Annotated in this window: 18 protein-coding genes; 9 read left to right on the forward strand and 9 right to left on the reverse strand. The window is 32.5% G+C overall.

The window, feature by feature from the left end; all coding sequences use genetic code 11:
* Positions 1–5: 5 nt before the first annotated feature.
* The 4 genes from IPO86_14000 to miaB are packed head-to-tail and all read right to left on the reverse strand — an operon-like array spanning position 6 to position 4,251.
* Entirely contained in the window at positions 6–1,046 is a 1,041-nt protein-coding gene (locus IPO86_14000; GenBank protein ID MBK9729217.1) for a hypothetical protein, read from the reverse strand.
* A 2-nt stretch (positions 1,047–1,048) separates the two neighbouring features.
* Positions 1,049–1,510: a hypothetical protein gene (locus IPO86_14005; protein MBK9729218.1), complete on the reverse strand. Its 462-nt coding sequence runs from the start codon at positions 1,508–1,510 to the stop codon at positions 1,049–1,051.
* Positions 1,511–1,536: 26 nt separating this feature from the next.
* Positions 1,537–2,808: a sigma-54-dependent Fis family transcriptional regulator gene (locus IPO86_14010; protein ID MBK9729219.1), complete on the reverse strand. Its 1,272-nt coding sequence runs from the start codon at positions 2,806–2,808 to the stop codon at positions 1,537–1,539.
* 12 nt (positions 2,809–2,820) lie between these two features.
* Positions 2,821–4,251 carry a tRNA (N6-isopentenyl adenosine(37)-C2)-methylthiotransferase MiaB gene (gene miaB, locus IPO86_14015; protein ID MBK9729220.1) on the reverse strand — a complete coding sequence of 477 codons (1,431 nt, stop codon included), beginning with the start codon at positions 4,249–4,251 and terminating at the stop codon, positions 2,821–2,823.
* Positions 4,252–4,561: 310 nt separating this feature from the next.
* On the opposite strand from miaB, the gene aroE reads away from it, so the two are divergent.
* The 3 genes from aroE to IPO86_14030 all read left to right on the forward strand — a co-directional run bounded on the left by aroE (position 4,562) and on the right by IPO86_14030 (position 7,417).
* Entirely contained in the window at positions 4,562–5,290 is a 729-nt protein-coding gene (aroE, locus tag IPO86_14020) for a shikimate dehydrogenase (protein ID MBK9729221.1), read from the forward strand.
* An 8-nt stretch (positions 5,291–5,298) separates the two neighbouring features.
* Positions 5,299–6,489, forward strand: a complete 1,191-nt coding sequence (locus IPO86_14025) for a proline dehydrogenase family protein (protein MBK9729222.1) — start codon at positions 5,299–5,301, stop codon at positions 6,487–6,489.
* Between the two features lie 193 nt (positions 6,490–6,682).
* Positions 6,683–7,417, forward strand: a complete 735-nt coding sequence (locus tag IPO86_14030; GenBank protein MBK9729223.1) for a hypothetical protein — start codon at positions 6,683–6,685, stop codon at positions 7,415–7,417.
* A gap of 78 nt (positions 7,418–7,495) precedes the next feature.
* On the opposite strand, the gene IPO86_14035 is transcribed toward IPO86_14030, so the two are convergent.
* From IPO86_14035 to IPO86_14045, 3 genes are all read right to left on the reverse strand, one after another.
* Positions 7,496–8,155 (reverse strand): hypothetical protein, encoded by a 660-nt coding sequence (locus tag IPO86_14035; protein ID MBK9729224.1) that lies wholly within the window; start codon positions 8,153–8,155, stop codon positions 7,496–7,498.
* Positions 8,156–8,286: 131 nt separating this feature from the next.
* Positions 8,287–8,652, reverse strand: a complete 366-nt coding sequence (locus tag IPO86_14040) for a CoA-binding protein (GenBank protein ID MBK9729225.1) — start codon at positions 8,650–8,652, stop codon at positions 8,287–8,289.
* A gap of 52 nt (positions 8,653–8,704) precedes the next feature.
* Complete coding sequence (locus tag IPO86_14045) at positions 8,705–9,463, reverse strand: glycosyltransferase family 2 protein (protein MBK9729226.1); 759 nt, start codon at positions 9,461–9,463, stop codon at positions 8,705–8,707.
* 58 nt (positions 9,464–9,521) lie between these two features.
* On the opposite strand from IPO86_14045, the gene IPO86_14050 reads away from it, so the two are divergent.
* From IPO86_14050 to IPO86_14065, 4 genes are all read left to right on the forward strand, one after another.
* On the forward strand, positions 9,522–9,977 hold the full coding sequence (locus IPO86_14050; protein ID MBK9729227.1) for a low molecular weight phosphotyrosine protein phosphatase: 456 nt from the start codon (positions 9,522–9,524) through the stop codon (positions 9,975–9,977).
* Positions 9,978–10,020: 43 nt separating this feature from the next.
* Positions 10,021–10,542, forward strand: coding sequence for a ferritin (locus IPO86_14055; protein ID MBK9729228.1), 522 nt, complete (start codon positions 10,021–10,023; stop codon positions 10,540–10,542).
* Between the two features lie 289 nt (positions 10,543–10,831).
* A complete protein-coding gene (locus IPO86_14060) occupies positions 10,832–11,302 on the forward strand; it encodes a T9SS type A sorting domain-containing protein (protein ID MBK9729229.1) in 471 nt (156 codons plus the stop codon).
* 24 nt (positions 11,303–11,326) lie between these two features.
* Complete coding sequence (locus tag IPO86_14065) at positions 11,327–12,964, forward strand: hypothetical protein (protein ID MBK9729230.1); 1,638 nt, start codon at positions 11,327–11,329, stop codon at positions 12,962–12,964.
* A gap of 96 nt (positions 12,965–13,060) precedes the next feature.
* Here the strand turns inward: IPO86_14065 and hppD are convergent, their stop codons facing one another.
* Together hppD and IPO86_14075 are read right to left on the reverse strand one after the other, a co-directional pair.
* Entirely contained in the window at positions 13,061–14,185 is a 1,125-nt protein-coding gene (gene hppD, locus IPO86_14070) for a 4-hydroxyphenylpyruvate dioxygenase (GenBank protein MBK9729231.1), read from the reverse strand.
* Between the two features lie 27 nt (positions 14,186–14,212).
* On the reverse strand, positions 14,213–15,412 hold the full coding sequence (locus tag IPO86_14075) for a homogentisate 1,2-dioxygenase (GenBank protein MBK9729232.1): 1,200 nt from the start codon (positions 15,410–15,412) through the stop codon (positions 14,213–14,215).
* Positions 15,413–16,173: 761 nt separating this feature from the next.
* Here IPO86_14075 and IPO86_14080 point away from each other — a divergent pair.
* The gene (locus IPO86_14080; protein ID MBK9729233.1) at positions 16,174–19,179 is read left to right on the forward strand and encodes a histidine kinase; all 3,006 of its coding nucleotides are present in this window, start codon (positions 16,174–16,176) and stop codon (positions 19,177–19,179) included.
* Positions 19,176–19,922: a response regulator transcription factor gene (locus IPO86_14085; protein ID MBK9729234.1), complete on the forward strand. Its 747-nt coding sequence runs from the start codon at positions 19,176–19,178 to the stop codon at positions 19,920–19,922. Before IPO86_14080 ends, IPO86_14085 begins: the two co-directional genes overlap by 4 nt.
* The last annotated feature ends 404 nt before the right edge of the window (positions 19,923–20,326 follow it).

Raw genomic sequence — 20,326 nt, forward strand, 5'->3', positions numbered from 1 at the left:
ACAACTTAGCTTTTTAATTTTTGAATAGCGGCTGCAAATGTAGTACCTTTTTCCGGATATTTGCTTGCCAATTTTTGATACATTACTATAGCTTCTTCCTTATGTCCTTGTCTTGCCAAAAGCTTAGCGAGCGTTTCTGATACAATTTCTTCCCCTAATTTCAAGCTGCTTTCTACTGCTTTCCGGGTTTCATCCACTGGTAAAACATCCTTTTTAATCAAGGTTTTTTGTGATCTTTCCGCTTTTTTACGGTGTTTTGGATTGGTTTCAAGGTTTAATTCCTCTAACCAGGCGTAAAAATCAAGGTTTTTTGAAATTCGTTTACTTTGCTTTTCTGGCTTAGACACTTCTGGAATAACTACAAATACCTCCATATCATTTTGTTCTATTTTAGAACTATCTTCTAATTCCGCATCTATTTCAGTAGATTTTACGAGCTTTCTACCTTTTCGTTTTTTAAATTTTGAGTCGCTTTTAACACCTGTTTTCGATATTGCAGATTCTTGAAGCAAATTCGTTTTCAAATTTGGTTCTCGATCTGATGCATCCGTATTTAATATGATGGATGGATTATCATTACTTTTAATAACAGCTTCTTCAAATTCTTCAGGAATAAATTCTTCCTTTTTCTGCTCAACATTCAATTCATTTTCTTGAATAGCTGTTATTGCTTCTACTTGATTTTTATTCTCTTTTTCAACAACTACATCTAATTCAGCTGCTATTTCTACTTCCGTTTCTTGTTCTAATTCGGGATGTTTAGATTCCTGTTCCGAGCTTAATGCAACTTCTAAAATGGATTCTTCTGGTATCACTTCCTTAACAAAATCAATACGTGCTTTTTGACTTTTGTCATTCAAAACCTCCATGGCCTTTGTAAATTGGTAACTTGGCCAATTAAAAGAATCTGAATAGGAAGGATCTGGAAGTCTTACTGCAAGTTCCTGAATATCTGCAGATGATGCAAGCCAAAGATGTGAGACTAAAGGATGTGATTGCAATAATAATTTTGCATCCTCTTTAGAAATCTGTGCTTGTTTTTTCATGACTACCAATTCGTAAAGGCCTTATTAAAAATATCTTCAATTAATAATCCGTTAATATCAGAAGTTAAGCGTTGTTGTTCTGTAGAAAAATTTTTACCAGCATCAAAATCCTGATATCTAGTAAATGGAGATTTCCAATTTAGCTTTTCATCTTGTTTATTTACAAATTCAACTTCTATCGTAACGGTAAGTCTATTGATTGCAGAAGATACACCCGGCACAGGTGCTTGACTGGCTACTCCAAAGGCAGTAACTTTACATTTAAACACAATGTCCGGATTTTGATTATTTAAAATTAATCTGGATTCTTTTCGAATTTTGTTAGTTAACGCTTCCGAAAAATCAATGGCATAGGTTGCTGGTGCATTATAAGATTGATCTAACACTTGATCAATTGAAAATGTATTTACTTCTGGGGCAATAGAGATTCCCTTAAAACTATAGCATGCTGTTAAACAAAACATACTCATTACAATGAAGCCTTTTGTTATCATGTGTCGAGTGCGTATTCTTTTATTTTTCGATAAAGTGTTCGTTCAGAAATACCCAATTCTTCAGCAGCGTCTTTTCGCTTACCATTAAATTTTTTCAAGGCTTTTGAAATCATATCTTTCTCCATATCTTCTAAGGATAAGGTTTCCTCCATAACTTCAACTGCTTCAAAATTATTTTTATCACCCGCAAGTATAATTGGGTTTTCGTTGTTCTGATTCGATAACGATGCATTTGGATTTGTATTCCACACAGCTTGATTTTGAGTATTAAAAGCTAATTGCTGATTTTGGTTGAAACTTGAGGATACATTTTCCATTGCATCCGGCATCTCTAAATCATTTGTATGCACTAATTGAAAAAACATATTTTTCAATTGATTCAAATCTTGTTTCATATCAAACAAGAGTTTATATAAAATTTCTCTTTCATGAAAGCCCGTTTGAGCATCCGGCTCCATTGTATTCATTGGAAGATTCCGTGCATTCACATTTGGAATAATGCGAATTAAATCCTGCGCTTTTATAACTTTTTGATCCGATAAAACAGATAATTGTTCAACTGCATTCCGAAGTTCCCGGATATTTCCTGGCCAGGTATAATTTTCTATCAAAGTTGCACTTTGTTCATCAAGCTCAATGGGGGTTGTCCGATATTTTTCAGCAAAATCTTGTGCAAATTTTCTAAACAGAATTTGAATATCTTCCCTTCGTTCTTTTAAAGATGGCACTCGAATCGGAACTGTATTTAAGCGGTAATATAAATCTTCTCTAAATTTTCCATTCCGAACCCGATCCAATAAATTTACATTACTAGCTGCCACAACGCGCACATTTGTTTTTAATACTTTTGAAGCCCCGACTCTTATAAATTCACCAGACTCCAAAATACGCAATAAAAAGGCCTGTGTATCTTGCGGCATTTCTGCTATCTCATCAAGAAATATAGTACCTCCGTCTGCTGTTTCAAAATAACCTTTCCGATCTGCGGTAGCTCCCGTAAAAGAGCCTTTTTCGTGTCCAAATAATTCTGAATTAATAGTACCCGCTGGAATTGCACCACAATTAACTGCTATAAATTGATTGTGCTTTCGCGGACTTAAACTATGTATAATTTTTGAAAAAATTTCTTTACCAGTTCCACTTTCACCTGAAATTAAAACTGTCAAATCTGTACTTGCCACCCGAATCGCAGTATCCAATGCTTGATGCAATTGTTCAGATCTTCCATAGATCCCAAATCGTTGTTTTATTGCTTGTACGGATTCCAAAAATTAATTTTATTAATTATAAATAACTTGTTTCCCTATCAAGGTTGCACTGGTAGCTTCAGTTACTTCTACATCAACATAAGAACCTAGACCTACTGCATCATTTGCTGGGAATACGATAACTTTATTTTGTGAGTTGCGACCTTTCCACATCAATTCAGATTTTTTGGATTTGCCTTCAACTAAAACCTTATAGATCTTACCTAAATCTTTTAAATTATGCTCAAGTGAAATCTTCCGTTGCAAATCTACGATTTCTGATAACCGTCTTCTTTTTACAACTTCCGGAATATCATCAACATATTTTTTTGCCGCTAAGGTGCCAGGCCGTTCAGAATAAAAAAACATATAGGATAAACTAAATCGGGAATATTCCATCAAACTTAGGGTATCCTGATGCTCTTCTTCTGTTTCACTACAAAATCCTGCAATCATATCTGAGGAAATTGCACAATCCGGTAAGACTTTATAGATTTCATCAATCTTTCCCATATACCATTCCCGATCATAGGTACGATTCATTAATTTTAAAATTCTACTATTTCCAGACTGGCAAGGAAGATGGATATAATTACAAATATTTTCATGTTTTGCAATGGTTAGAATAACATCCAGGGTAATATCTTTTGGATGTGATGTTGAAAATCGAATTCTCAAATCCTTATGGACCAAGGCAACCATTTCCAAAAGTTTTGCAAAACTTATAGTTTCATTGGTTTCTGGGTTTTCCCATTTATAGGAATCCACATTTTGCCCTAAAAGTGTAACTTCCCGATACCCTTGTTCAAATAATTGTTGTGCCTCCGCCAGGATCGTAAATGCACTGCGACTTCGCTCCCTGCCTCTTGTAAATGGGACCACACAAAAAGAGCACATATTATCGCAGCCTCTCATAATTGAAATGAGTGCTGTAACGCCATTACTATCTAAACGCATTGGGGCGATATCCGCATATGTTTCTTCCCGGGACAGAAACACATTTACCGCTTTATATCCTTCATCCACCGTATGGATTAATTGTGGTAAATCTCTATAAGCATCTGGGCCCACTACGATGTCAACCAATTTTTCTTCTTTTAAAAATTGATCTTTAAGCCGTTCTGCCATGCATCCAAGGACAGCCACCATCAAATCTGGTTTTCGTCGCTTCAGTTTCTTGAAACAACTCAATCGTTTACGAACTGTTTCTTCAGCTTTTTCACGAATTGAACAGGTATTTAACATTATTAAATCTGCTTCTTCTAAAATCTTTGTAGCGTACATTCCATGTTCTGAAAGAATACTTGCTACAATCTCAGAATCCGAAAAATTCATTTGACATCCATAACTTTCCAGATAAAATTTTCGAGCACCAGGAATCTGCATTTGCATAGTTCCATAGGCCTCTCCCTGGCGTTCTTCCGCCAATAATGCTTGTTCCGTATCAGAATGAGCCCGTTGCATTTAGAATTTACAATTTGGGATGCAAATTTAGTATATTTTAAGGAATATGACAAATTGTCAGCAAAATTATTGGAAATGTTTAACAAAATGACCCTTAATAAAAGATCAAAGCTTTTGGTTTCCTGCAATTCCATCAACTTAAATTGTACATCGTCACAGCAATTTGAACTTATCCTGAAAGAGTGTTTAGACTTCCTCAATAAAGTGTAGCTTAAGGTACATTAGAAATATGAATAAATTTTCTATTTAGGCTATCTATAATCTAAATGAAAAATCCCTTCATTTTTCATTCTCAGCGTATCTTGCCTTCATGCGTCAATTCGGTTTGATAGGCAAAAATTTAAGCCATTCTTTTTCTCAAGATTACTTTACAAAAAAGTGGAAAAATACTGGGATTATTGATTGTCAATACCAGCTCTTGGAAATAGAATCTATTTCTGATTTTATTGCGTTAAAATCACAGTTGCCTGCATTTCAAGGATTTAATGTTACAATTCCTTACAAAATTCAGATAATTCCATATCTTGATATGCTAACCCAGGTCGCTAAAGATATTCAAGCAGTGAATTGTATTAAATTCTGGCAGGGCAAATGGATTGGACATAATACCGATGGAGAAGCTTTTCTTCAAAGCTTGATTCATTACATACCTGAGAATTTTGAAGAAAAAGCGTTAATCCTTGGAAGTGGTGGAGCTTCCTTAGCAGTGCAATGGGCCTTGAAACAAGTCAATATCCCATTCGATATAGCCTCATCATCCGGAAATGGCATTTACTATGCCGATTTAGATAGAATTTGGGATTCAAAATGGAAACTCATCATAAATTGCAGCCCAGTAGGTATGTTTCCACAACTCCATAAAACGCCAAAAATTCCATATCAAAGAATCGATAAAACATTCTATCTATATGATTTAATCTACAATCCTGAAAAAACCCTATTTTTGAACCTTGGAATGGATAAAGGTTCCAATATTAAGAACGGCCTGGAAATGTTAAAGCTACAAGCTGAAAATTCCTGGTTTTTCTGGAATGATTAATAAGCAATATGGAAGAAACAGATGGGCGTCATTTAGATTTTGGAAATACAGAAATTGCATTTTCTCATAAATCTGATCGTGAACTCAAAAAGACCTATCGTCTTTTTAAGTTAATGAATAACCCGAAATTGGTTAGTATAGGCTCATTTTTAGGCAATATTGCTGCTAAAGTGCCTTTTCACCTGTTGGACCCAATAATTCGAGAAACTGTGTTTTATCAGTTTTGTGGTGGTACCAATCTATTGGAATGCCAAAAAGTAGTCGATCGATTGTATCACAAAAAAGCATTAACAATCCTGGATTATGGCGTTGAAGCGCGGAATCATGACGAGGATTTTCAGAACACACTGGAAGTAAACCTAAAAGCTCTTGAATTTGCTTTTAGCAACCCGAATATCCCAGTTATTAGTACAAAGCTAACTGGCTATATTCCATTTTCTGTTTTAGAAAAAATGCATGCTGGCGAAACCCTAACAACCTTTGATAAAATAGCTTGGGAACGATTAGAAGAGCGATTTGTAATTTTATGCAATAAAGCTGCGGAACTCGGTGTGGGAATATTTATTGATGCTGAAGAATCCTGGATTCAAAATCCGATTGATCATTTGGTAGATAAATATATGCCGGTTTATAATAAAGAAAAACCTATTTTATATAACACCTACCAAATGTATAGAACCGGAAGGCTCGAATACTTAAAAAATAGTTTTGACAAAGCGAGATCAGAAAACTATATACTAGGTGCCAAAATTGTAAGAGGTGCATATATGGAAAAGGAACGCAACCGGGCAAAAGAAAAGGGCTATCCAGATCCAATCCAGATCGATAAATTAAGTACGGATAACCAATATGATGATTCGATTCGATTTTGTGTACAGTTTCCGGAACTCATAAGCTTATGTAATAGTAGCCACAACTGGAGCAGTTGTTTGTTACAAGTGGAACTTATGAAAAAACACAATATTCCTAATGATCATCCCAATTTAAATTTTTGTCAGTTATTAGGAATGAGTGATAATATTACATTTAATTTAGCATCTCAAGGCTACTACGTTGCTAAATATGTACCTTACGGTCCTATTAGAGATGTGGTTCCATATTTGGTGAGACGTGCTCAGGAAAACTCAAGTATAACCGGTGATATGAGTAGAGAATTGAAACTATTAGACACAGAAATGAAACGAAGAGGACTTAAATAAATGCATTTTTAATAGCCATAAATTTATCCTATTTACAATATTCAACGGTGTAAAAATTATTAAAAAAATAAAAGATTTCTAAAATAAACATGAAGTATTCATAAAATAATTAAATATTTATGGTTCAATTTTTAAAATTCGAGAAACAAAAGCCCAATTAAATTTTTTATAATAAAAATAAACTACTTATAAAATGAAAAAAATTACATTCTTATTCTTTTTTGCCTTGTCCGTTAACTTTGTTAATGCTCAAAAAGTATACGCCTGGATGGATGCCGGAATAAAAGTTGGATATGGTCTTACAGGTATGGTGAATTCAAATTTATTTGATGATAAAAATTATGAACACCATTTAACAACAGGAACCTCTATTGGTGCTAAACTTGGCTTGTACATTGGTTTGTATAATGGAATAACAGTAGATTTTATGTTATCCAGCAATAATCAGAAATTTGATTTCTTTAAAAATAACAAAAGCTATATTCATGATATTAATTGGAAAAATTATGATATTGCAGTATTGTACAGAATGCAAAAAGATGGCATTTATGTTGAACTTGGTCCACAATTTTCTATTTTAAATAAAGTAACTGAAAAAAACGAATTCAATCCTGGTGAAAAAGATGTTAAAGATTTTTATGCTAAAAATTATATTTCCGGAATTTTTGGAATCGGTGGATATATTTTAAACTATGAAAATTTTACTACCATGCTGGGCATCCGATTGGGATATGGATTTACAGATATGATTGGCGACAAAGGAAAAGAAGCACCTTATTATCCAAATCCATTAGCGGAGGCGCAACCTTATGCATCGTATAAATCTACCAATGCAGCTTTTGTACAATTGAATCTGGAATTTAATTTTGCCTTGGGTTATTACGGTAAATCTTCTTGTAGTAAAAGGGCCACTTTGTTTAGTTTTTAATTGAAGTTTAAAGATTTAAGCAGAGCATCTAACGATAAAAACGCTGACAAAAAATCTTACTTACCGGGTATAAAAAATTTAATTTTTACAAAGTGCATTGTTCCAGGCCATTCTGGTTTCAACCATATTTTTATAATGAAAGTTGATCAAATTCGACATTTCATTTATAATGATAACCAGATTGGAAAGTTCGTCTAAAGCTTGATTATTTACCATAGGGTGTTTGATTTTACTGAGGCTGGAATATTGGGATTGAAAACTTTCCACGTTTGCTTTTATAGCATTTTGAAAACTCTGAATTTGCTCATTTATGGATTGGGATGTTTTATTCAGCGCTTTAATAGCATCTTGCATTTGTTCACAACTATTATCTAATTCATTTGGTACGATAAAATCAGCATTTATCGTAGTAAATGACTCCCGGATAATCAACCATTTATTAGAAATTAATTCACGGGTTTTTGTTAATTCACTTAATGCATTCAGAACATCCTTATCTATAGATGCAGGAGCTGTTAATGAAAAACTATTGTCTTCAGAAGCTCGTTCTATATAGGCCGTAAGTTTATCAATCCCCAGGGAATACGCTTTCAGTGATCCACCTGGCACCCAATTTTTAGCCCTATGAAATATGGAATCATTATCAAGTTTTTCCGATTCCCATTCTATTTCAGCGGATTTAAAAGCTTCCTCACAATTTTCATTTGCCAAAGGAAATGATTCAAATAAGAGTTGCATATTTTGAGCCGATAAAGTTAGACTCGAAAACAAATAAATTGCGAAGAATTGAATTTTCATACAATAAAGATAAAATCCTTTTCGGATCTATTCATCCTGCTCTATAAAAAGATCTAAAGTCTTACAAATTATTAGTATTGCCCGGTTTGCAGAAGTACTAAAGTACATGCTTCCTCTGTATGAATTCCGTGCTCTTGAGCCAATTTTTGAAGTTCCTGATTTTCAGTACCCGGATTAAAAATGAGTCGCCTTGGGTGGGTCGACAAAATATAAGGATACCATTCTTGCTGATGATCAGGGTTCAGGTAAAGACTTATCGTGTCAATTGATTTTAATACCGGCTTGTTGTTTTCAATTTTGATACCCTCTATTTCACCTTTTCGAATACCCACAGGTATAACTTCATGATGATACTCCACCAACTTTTTAACTGCTAAATAGGAATAGCGTTCTGGATTTGTTGTGGCTCCTAAAACCAGTGTTTTTTTCGATTTCATGTAGTATTAAAACAATAAATTCTATATTATGTTTTAAATTCGTTCCTATTGCTTATGTACGGGAATTTAGGCTGCGAAGTTTCTTATATTTTAAATAGGTTCCATAGGAAGAAATAACACAGATTTGGATACCGCGCCATCCATCTAATATACCTAATTTAATAATGTACGATTTTACAAAATGCAAAATTGGATTTATAACTAAATGAAACCAATAAGGTTTTTTTGATTTTTTAAAAAGTTCGTTTGCCGCAATGGTTGCGAAATACTCCATTTGTTTAAAATGTTCTTCAACCGTATAATAACTAAAATGAAGAATGTCACCGTTCAATAATTCTGTAAATTTGTCACCGGCGTCTAAGCTGAATTTATCATGAGGATTTGTACCTTTCCAGCTTCCTTTTCGTCGATCAAATAATCGCAACTTTTTATCAGGATACCAACCTGAATGACGCACCCAATAGCCGCAGTAATTATTTAAACGTTTTAAATAATAACCCTCTTGATTAAAATTTGCTTTTACCCTTAAAATTTCTGATTTTAATAAATCATCTAATGCTTCATCCGCATCGAGTGACAAAATATGATCATAACTCGCTTTGGTCAATGCGTAATTTTTTTGTTGAATATGACCTTCAAATGGATGTTTAAAGACGATAGCTCCTTCCAAAATACCTGTTGAAACGGTTCGGTCTTTGCTAAAAGAATCAACCAATATAACTTCATCTGCAATTCCTTTAACAGATCTCAAACAACGAAGAATATTATGTTCTTCATTATAGCAAATAATAACCACTGAAAGTTTAATCATGACTTAATAGAAGTGCAAAGAACGCAAGCATTTTTAAATTTGTGTTATAATTTTGAAAATGAAAATCTTAATGATTTGTGCAGGTAATATTTGCAGATCCCCAATGGCACAAGGTGTAATGGAAGCATTAATTGCCAAGAATGGTTTAAACTGGACGGTAGATTCTGCTGGAACTAATGGATATCATGATGGTGAATGTCCCGATCCAAGGGCGATTCGAGAAATTAGAACGATTGATATTGAGATCTCACATCAGATTTCAAGAAAAATAAAACAACAAGATTTAGATCAATATGAGCTCCTCTTTGCGATGGATTTAAACAATTTAAAGAATCTCCATGCAATGAGCCCTCAAGGTTTACATCGCTCGAAAATTCATTTATTAATGGACTTTGCCTATCCTGGAAAGAATATATCCGTTCCGGATCCTTATTATGACAATCGATTTAAAGATGCCCTTAGGCTTATTCAAATAGGATGCCAGGCAATTATCGCTAATTTTAATAAAAATTGAACCTCTCTAAAGATTATATGTTTGAGTATTAAATTAACTATTTATGTTGGACAAACAAATAGAATTCGCATTAAACGGACAATTGGAAAAAGAAGCGTTCTCCAGTTATAGCTATTTGTCAATGGCTGTTTGGTGTGATCAGAAAAGTCTTGACGGTTGCTCTCGTTTTTTTTATAGACAAGCTGAAGAAGAACATTTGCATATGATGAAAATTATGCATTATTTAATCGAACGAAATGGACAACCTACGATTCCTGCAATTAATCAACCTAAGAGTGAATTCAAAGATATTATTGAGATCTTTAATTTAACCTTCGAACAAGAAAAATCAGTGACGTTATCAATTCATGAGATTATTAATATTGCGCAAAAATTAAATGATCATTCTACTCAAAACTTTCTACAATGGTATGTTGCAGAACAAAGAGAGGAAGAATCGGTGGTACTGAAAATTTTAGATCGTATAAGTTTAATAGGTGAAGGACCCATGAGTTTATATTATATTGATAAAGAAGTTGAAAAAATAAATACCCAGATTCTTGCCGCTGAAGCAGCAGAAAAATAATGTTTATAGAAAATGGATTAAATGCATTTTTACAGGTGCTTTGCGAATTGAAAATGAATATTTGAATATACTGTAAAATCGATTTTTAAAGAATCCTTCTGCTTTCAATCATTCCAAAACAGACGAAATAGCGACCCTTAAGTTTAATATATTAAACATATTTTTAATTCATAATTATCTATAATATAGTTTTTTATATATTAGTTAATTAATTATGTTAAACAAATAAAGGATAATAAACAATATATTCTTTTTGAATGATTAACTTTATCATTCAAATTAAATTAACATGAAGTTTATATTCGGAATTTTCATAGTTGGGAGCATGTTTTTAAGTGTTTCAGCTCAAAAAATTACACCTACTGTTTTATGTAATGCTGGTGCTGTTATGAAATCCGGTAATTTTAGTATTGAATGGACTTTAGGGGAACTAGCAACAGAAACATTGAAATCAAACAATACCATTTTAACCCAAGGTTTTCATCAAACTAATTTAACGATCGTTTCTACCAACAATCCGCAAATTCAAGGATTGGATATATACCCTAATCCAGTGGTTCATAATTTAACAATTAAAAATCAATCCGGACAGGGATTGCAATTTCATTTAATGTCATTAACAGGACAATGTATTGCTAGCTATTATTTTGAGAATGGAGTTCATAATTTAAATATGGAAGCTTATCCTGCTGGTACGTATTTATTGGAAGCCATTTTAAATAATACGGTACAAAATTTCACTATTGAAAAAATCAAATAATCATTCCATTAAAAACAGAATACAATGAATAAACTTTTTTCAACACTTCTTTTTTTTAGCATCGCTTTATGGAGCTTTGCTCAAGGACCATCCTTTAAATATCAGGGGGTTGCTCGAAATAATCAAAATGCCAGTTTAAATAATCAAAACATAGCATTGCGGTTAACTATTTTAAATGCAGCTAATTCTCCAGTATTTTCAGAGGTACATGCAGTTAAAACTTCTGAGATTGGTATTTTTAGCGTGAATGTTTGTCAGGGTACAAACCAAAATGGAACTTGCGGTGCCATAGATTGGGCATTAGGTGGCTATCAATTAAAAGTTGATATGGATCCAGCTGGTGGCGCAACCTTTGCACCCATGGGCGTTTCTCCAATTTTGGCAGTTCCGGTAGCAGCATTTGCATTAAAGGCTCAATCTGCAATTAATGGTGATGCCGATTCTAATCCTCAAAATGAATTACAAAATTTAACTTTCAATTCAGCGACAAATAACCTTGCAATTTCACAAGGTAATAATGTGGATTTGACAAGTTTAAAAAATGATGCGGATGCAGATGCTACAAATGAAATTCAAACAATTTCACTGGATACCACAAATAATCAATTATCCTTAAGTAGAAATGGAGGTTCCATTATTCTACCAGGTGGTGGTGCAAGTCCTTGGAAAATCAATGGTAATATTCTTTCTTACGTCAATGGATCGCAATCTATTACCTTCGATAAAGCAGGTTCTGCACCATTGAATCAAGCATTATTTGAAATCAACTTCAGGTCTAATGCAAAGAGAAGATTTATTTCAGGACCAACAGATTGGTATGATGAATTTTGGACTAAACCTGGAAATGCATTTGGTAAAGAAATTGCATTTGGTTCTTATGTTAAAGAATATCCGGTTACCTATGCCGAAAGCTATTTAAGATTTAATGCCGATTCATTTTTAAGAACTAGAATTACAAATTATACTTTTCAACCAGGTGGTTCACCTGGAGTTCTTACTGAATTTACAGCGTTCAGTCAGGCAAATAATAATGGCAATCCTGTACGTGTTTTATCAGCTGCCACACTCGGACAAGGTGGTTACGGAAGTCATCATGCATATATTGCAAATACCATTTCAGCAACAACCGGTAATGTGATTATTAATAATGCAATTACTCCTTTTGTAGGAGTCTGGCCAACAACGAGTACAGTAGCCGGTATCTTTTTAATGAATGGTCAAGCAACTATTACAGCAGCTTTAAAAAACTTTGTGATGCCACATCCATTAGATCCTCAAAAAGAAATCTGGTATGCGTGTGTTGAAGGTCCGGAGGCTGCTGCTTACGAGCGTGGTACCGCAACTTTAATTAATGGCGAATCTGAAATTATTTTTAGAGCTGATTTTGGCTTAGTCGTTAATCATACAACGATGACCATCCAGTTAACACCTCTTTCTGCAGATTCAGAAGGAATGGCTGTTATTGAAAAATCTGCTAACGGATTTAAAGTAAAAGAACTTAGAAAAGGAAAGGGTAATTATCAATTTGATTGGGAAGTAAAAGGTGTTAGAAAAGGCTATGAAAATTATCAGGCAGTCAGACCAAAAATGGTTGCATCATTACCTACCAATCAGGTATATGATATGAATCAAGTGCATCCTGTAAAAACAGTGGATAAATAATAAACCAAATATCTTTTTAAAATTAAAAGCCCATTTCAATGCGATTGATAATGGGCTTTTAAATTTTATATTAAAAACTATAAATTTATCTTGAAACTACAAATTTCCGCGCAAGTCTTGTTCTCTTTCAATGGCTTCAAATAAGGCTTTAAAGTTTCCTTTTCCAAATGATTTTGCACCTCTTCTTTGAATAATTTCAAAAAACACCGTTGGACGATCCTGAATTGGCTTCGTAAAAATTTGAAGCAGATAACCATCTTCATCCCGATCTACTAAAATATTTAACCTTTTTACTTCATTAATATCTTCTTCAATGCTTCCCACTCGTTCCATCACGGTTTCATAATAATTATCTGGAACATATAAGAAATCAACTCCATTATGTCTTAATTGGTCTACTGTTGCCAGAATATTATCTGTTTCAATTGCTATATGCTGTACGCCAGCACCTTGATAAAAATCAATATATTCTTCAATCTGAGATTTTTTACGCCCTTCCGCAGGCTCATTTATTGGAAATTTAATATAGCCATTACCATTAGAAACTACCTTGCTCATGAGCGCTGTAAATTCAGTCGAAATATCTTTATCATCAAATGTTATGAGTAATTTAAATCCCAATACATCTTGATAAAATTTTACCCAACGATTCATCTGACCTATTTCGACATTCCCTACACAATGATCTACAAATTTCAAACCTGTAGAATGTACTTTGAGTAAACTTTGTTTTTTTACATAACCTGGTAAAAACAATCCTTTATAATTCTTTCGTTCTACAAGCGTATGAATCGTTTCACCATAGGTTTTAATCCCAGCCATTACAACTTCCCCATCCTGATCTTGTAAAACCATTGGTTCAAATGCTGATTCTGCACCCCGTGAACATGCAATATTATAGGAACTTCTCACATCATCGACCCAGAGTGCTAATACTTTTACACCATCTCCATGTGTTTGAAAATGTCTATTAATTTCATGTCCGGGAACTAAGGCTGAAGTTAAAATAAATCGTATTTTATTTTGTTGTAAAACATAAGAACAAAAATCTCGATTTCCAGTTTCAGGTCCTTTATAAGCGATCAATTCAAATCCAAAAGCAGTTTGGTAATAATGCGCAGCTTGCTTTGCATTCCCAACATAAAATTCTATGAAATCGGTGCCCAAAATCGGAAAGGCATCTGTTACTTCTTTCGATTTAAATTCGGTAAGCGTTTGCATAATAATTAATTTTATTTAGATATTAAATTAGGAAGTGATATTGTTAAGTTGCATTCCTGCATTTCCGGAACCTTCAGGTAACCAGGATTTATAGTAATCTGGATCTTCAATTTCAACTGCATTCGTTGTCATCAAAAGCGGTTTAAAAGTATCTATCATCACTGCTAGTTCTCTAGTTTCTTTAGCTCCGATACTTTTTTCAACGGTACCAGGATGTGGACCATGTGGAATCCCACCTGGGTGCAAAGTTAACATTCCTTTTTCTACATGCTTGCGACTCATAAAGTCACCATCCACATAATACAACACTTCATCGCTATCAATATTACTATGATTATAAGGTGCAGGTATCGCTAATGGGTGATAATCAAATAACCTTGGAACAAATGAACAGATAACAAAATTGTGACCATCAAATGTTTGATGGACAGGAGGTGGCTGGTGAACCCTTCCTGTTATAGGTTCAAAATCATGAATTGAAAATGCAAAAGGATATACAAATCCATCCCAACCAATAACATCAAACGGATGATTTAGATAATGGTACGGATAAATATTGTCTTGCTTTTTAATATAAAGCAGATAATCACCTTTCATGTCATTAGTTTCCAAATCTGTTGGTTTTCGAATATCTCGTTCACAAAATGGAGAATGCTCCATTAATTGACCAAAACCATTCCGATATCGCTTTGGAAATGTTATCGGACCAGCGGACTCAATAATTAATAACCTGTTGGAACTTGTGTCAAAATGCATTTGGTATATTGTGCCCCGGGGTATAACAATATAATCACCATAAGAAAATCGAATTTGACCATACATCGATTTCAAAACGCCGGTTCCTTCATGAATGAAAATCACTTCATCCGCATCTGCATTTTTAAAAAAATAAGAAGAACTTGACTCTTGAGGTGCTGATAAAATTATTTTACAATCATTATTAACCAGAACAGGCTTTCGGCTTTTAAGGTAATCCTTTTCAGGATTCACCCTAAATCCATTAAGACAACGATGCTTTAATTGCTTATCATGAATCGTCTGGGGAGCTATTGAATACGGATTATCAACCTGTACAATTTGTGTTGGCGGGGTGCAATGATATAATAAAGAATACAAATCGGAAAATCCTTCCGTTGAAAATAGCTGCTCCTGATAAAGGCTTCCATCCGGTTTTCGGAATTGGGTATGTCGCTTTTGGGGTATTTTCCCAAGACTATGATAATGCATACAAACTTACAAATTTGAGAGGTAAAGATACGATTAAATCACTAGTTAAGAACCTCTGAGATTTAATAATAGTTTCAAATTTTAAAATATAATTTTACAATTTTTACAAAAATATATACGCACTCCATTAACTTTAAATTTCAAAATGTTCACTTTCCAGGCTACTTAAAAATATCAATACAAATAAGATTAAATTTTAGTAGCCGAAAACAAAAAATTAAGAAATCACATCAAAACAAATTGCTGTAAAATTATAAATGGCAGTCCATGACATTAAATATAATTATTATAACTCTTAAACAACAAAATTATCTACCACATTCAAATACAATAAAAAATGCTAGCTCCAAGAAAAGCTAGCATTCGGCATTCACATAGAATATTTAAAGAAGTGTTATTTAAAATTATTTAAAAAATCAAAACAAATGATTCCTATTAACCTACTAAATAATGATCCCAGAAACAAAAATAGCAATTACCAATACGCGCATACTAATATAAGAACACATTTTATTTAAATGTCGAACTATTTTATTGAATGTCACTGATGTTTGATTCAATGAATTAAATAATGTCAATTAAAAGGTGAACCTATAAAATCTACAGTATCTTATTGAATGGGCTTAACTTCTGATTGAGCTTCGAGACATTATTATTAAATAACCTATCCTTGAAAAACTTATTAAAAATTAAACAAATTCAATTGCAAATAACTAAAAATAAATATTCCAATTTAAATTGCATAAGTTATATTTGCTAAAATGGATAGCATCATTAACTCTTTAAACTATCTTATAAAAACAAAAATAAAAGTAAGCAGATTCCTTTTATATATACTTCTATTGAAATTTCATATCGCCATTAGCCAGGCTCCGGCATTTCGACAATATACAGATGAGGATGGGCTTCCAAGTATGACAGTATATGGCATTAAGCAAGATCTATCTGGATACTTATGGTTAGCCACTACGAAAGGTATTTGCCGCTTTGATGGTCATGAATTTAAAAAATATTCGCTTCCTGATATGAAAGGTCAGGACATTCCGTACTTATTTATGGATGAAACAGGTACGCCCTGGTTTTACAATATGGCCGGAGAAATATTTAATATTGAAAATGACAAGATTAGAAAAATTGATATTTCAAGTCCTCATCCAGATCTGACAATCTATTACTTTTTTGTTCATGAAAATTGTATTTACATTACCTGGGGCGGCCTTAATACATATGTTTCTTATAAATATGATAATTGCAATTTAAATTCTTTTGAAAAACTACCCAATGCTTATGGTTTTATTAAAATACACAATGGCAAATTTTTATGTACGTCTATAATTAAAAGGGATTCCTGTTTTCAAATTATAAACTTAAAGAATTCAAATCTACTATTCAATTATAAACTTCCATCCAATTACTTTTTTAATTATCATAATGAAACGAATATTTTCACTGCGGTTACAGAAGATTCATTATTTTTATTCACTCCATATTACGCCGCACTCTTTGATTCACAATTCAGTTTACTAAAATCAATTCGATTAAGGGAACTTGTAAACGATACAGTAGTTTATATATCCCTGATTAATAAAACGGAACTTTTTATTAAAACAAACTACAAATCCGTAGTGTATAATCTAAGAAACAATAAAATATCAGCTGAAACTAAATATGGTGTTTCACTCAATTCCATAATGGAAGATCGCCAAAAAAGACATTGGGTAAGTACAACAAATAAAGGACTTTTCTTGATTTTTAATAAAAATCTAAGTTTATACACTGAGGACAACTCAAAGATTTTCAGTAATGAAATTATTTCTTTAAAAAGTGATTTTCCATATTTATATATCGGCCATAGTAACAATTCAATTTCTATTTTGAATCAATTAACACTTGAATGGAAAACGATTCTAGTACCAGGAGCCAGAAGAATCAAATCGATTTCCAGAATTAATGAAAATAATTTAATCGTAGGTGCAGACAATGGGATATATCAAATTCAATTAAGGGATAAACAAAAAGATAAAATCACTCTTTTAAAATTTGGTAGTATTAAAGATGTTTTTTGGCAAGATGCTGAAAATATAATCATCTTAACAAGTTTAGGAACTTTTTATTGTAACTATAATGACCTTCTCAATACGAACTATAAATTTTTACTAGAAAATTCTTCCATAAATATAAGAAGCACAAGTCTCACAAAATTTAAAGATACAATTTACATCGGCACCGTTAAAGGCCTTTTTAAAAAAATTGGCAGTCATTTTGAAAAAATTAACCTTGGTCAATTTTCAAATTTATATATAAACAAACTATATACCGACCATAATAAACTCTATATCTGTACAGACGGGAATGGTCTATTGGTTTATCAAAATGGACAAATTATTGATATTATAAATAATCAAAATGGTTTACCGAGTAACAGCATCACCTGTATCTGGTCGATCCATCCTTCACAAATTGCAATTGGAACAGATAATGGTGCCTATCTATTTAATCCAAATACAAAAAAAGGTTTCGGATTTAATCAGTTAGATGGCCTACCTGCCAAGGAGATTGTCGACTTAAGTTGTGACCAGGGTAGACTTTGGATAGGCACAAACAAAGGACTAGCCTCCATACCAATTGAAGAAATCCAACCAAATAAAGAAAAGCCACTTGTTGAACTAATTTCATCAGAAGTTTTTTCTAAATCAGGAAAATTTCCGTTTTCCAAGATATTGCCGTATAATTTTAATCACCTTAGGTTTAAATTACAAACCCGGTGTTTACAATCCAAAGATCAATTAAAAATTTACTATAAATTATATAAAAATGACTCAAATTGGATCAGCACAACAAATAAAATTCTTGAATTTATTGGACTTTCACAAGGAGATTATGAACTTCAAATTAAAGCCACAAATGAAGATGGCATTGAATCTGATCCACCTTTAATTTTCCCCTTTAAGATTGAAGCTCCTTGGTGGGAAACTACCATTTTTAAAATTAGTCTATTAAGTTTCATGATATTCAGTACTATTGGCATCTCTTATTGGAGATCTTTTAGTATAAAAAAAACCGAAAAAAAACAACGGGCTATCCTGGATCAAATAAATCAACTAAGATTGCAAGCGCTTCAACACCAAATGAATCCTCATTTCATTTTTAATTCTTTAAATGCTATTCAAAGTTTTTTAGGAAATAATGAAGAGAAAGTAGCGATGACTTACCTTTCACAATTTGGAAAACTTATCAGAATTATTTTTGATCAATCTAAATTAAAATCCATCTCACTTCAAGAAGAAATTGAACTCTTGCAACATTATATTTATTTAGAAGAATTAAGATTCAAAAATAATTTAGTAATAAAATTAGAAGTAGATCCAATCTTATTAAAATACAGTCGACAAATACGCATACCTCCATTAGTAATTCAACCCATTGTTGAGAATTCATTTCGGCATGGGTTAATACATTTGGGAGCTCAAGGTAAGCTATCAATTAAACTTGAACTTAATGGAAATCAAGTACAATGTGTTGTTCAAGATAATGGAATTGGCAGAGAAAAATCAAAACTGATCAATGAATGGAAACGCAAAAATCATGTTTCCACCGGCATTGCTTCGGCTGCTGAAAGGCTTTTGATAATTGATAATGAACGAGATAAAATTGGTTTGGATATTATCGATTTATATGATCCCTTTGGCAACCCAGCTGGTACAAAGGTTACCCTTGTTTTACAGATATTTGATCCATCTAAATATAATATTAATAGAATATCATGAATAAACTAAAATGCATTATCATAGAAGATGAAAAGGAAAGTCAGGCAGCCCTTCAAAACTTAATAACAACCTATTGCCATAATGTTGAAGTGATTTCCACCTATGAATCGGTTACAAGTGCTATGGATTTTCTGAATACAAATACTGTAAATCTTGTTTTTCTAGATATTGAATTGCAAGGAGAATCTGGTTTCAATTTATTTACATTTATTCCAAATCCTAAATTTAAAATAATATTCACAACAGCGTATAATCAATATGCAGTTAAAGCTTTTAAATTTTCGGCAATAGATTATTTAATGAAACCGATAGATCTAAATGAATTGAGATCAGCGATCACAAAAGTTATAGAATTGGAAGAATTTATTAAAACGAATGAACTTTACAATATTTTAATCCATAATATAAAAAATGGATCAAATCAAATTGCAATAACACATCAAAATGGCTTTGACCTGATAAATATAAGCGATATTGTTTGGTTAGAAGCCGAAGTAAATTACACATCTATTCATTTAAGCAATGGTTCAAAAATAACCGTTGCAAAAACACTAAAGCATTTTGAAGACTATTTGGATTCCAATATGTTTTTTAGAGTGAGTCGATCAGCCATTGTAAACATTCGTTGCATATCTAAGTTTCATAAACAAAATGCACTTACAGTAACGATGACAGATCGTTCTACTATAACGGTTTCAGAAGCCCGGAAAGATGAATTGCTTTCAATTTACCATAGAATATAAATGAAACTATTGGATACTTTATGGAATGCATTTTCAATGGATACAAATTGCAAAGCCTTGATTAAAATTGTATTCATTACACTGAAACCATAATAAATTTTAATTGAGAAATGTGTCTATTGCTTTCGAATTCTAATAATAACAGAATTAAATATAAGTTGGGATCTCAGTCTTAGATCCTTTTTAAATTTTAAATGTCTTTGTACATTCATAAAATAACAACCCAGTTGATTTCAAAATTTTAAGAAATCCGAACTAAGAATTCAGAATTGCTTAGAAACTGGAGGAATCCAGTTTAAAATAGAATTGCGAATGAATTTTCATAAAGTCAAAATTAGGTTTGATTCAATCGACCATAAGTATAAAAAATTAATATTTGATATATTTTTCATTTTTGACTATAT

It is taken from the genome of Saprospiraceae bacterium (assembly GCA_016717265.1).
Taxonomy (GTDB): Bacteria; Bacteroidota; Bacteroidia; order Chitinophagales; family Saprospiraceae; genus Vicinibacter.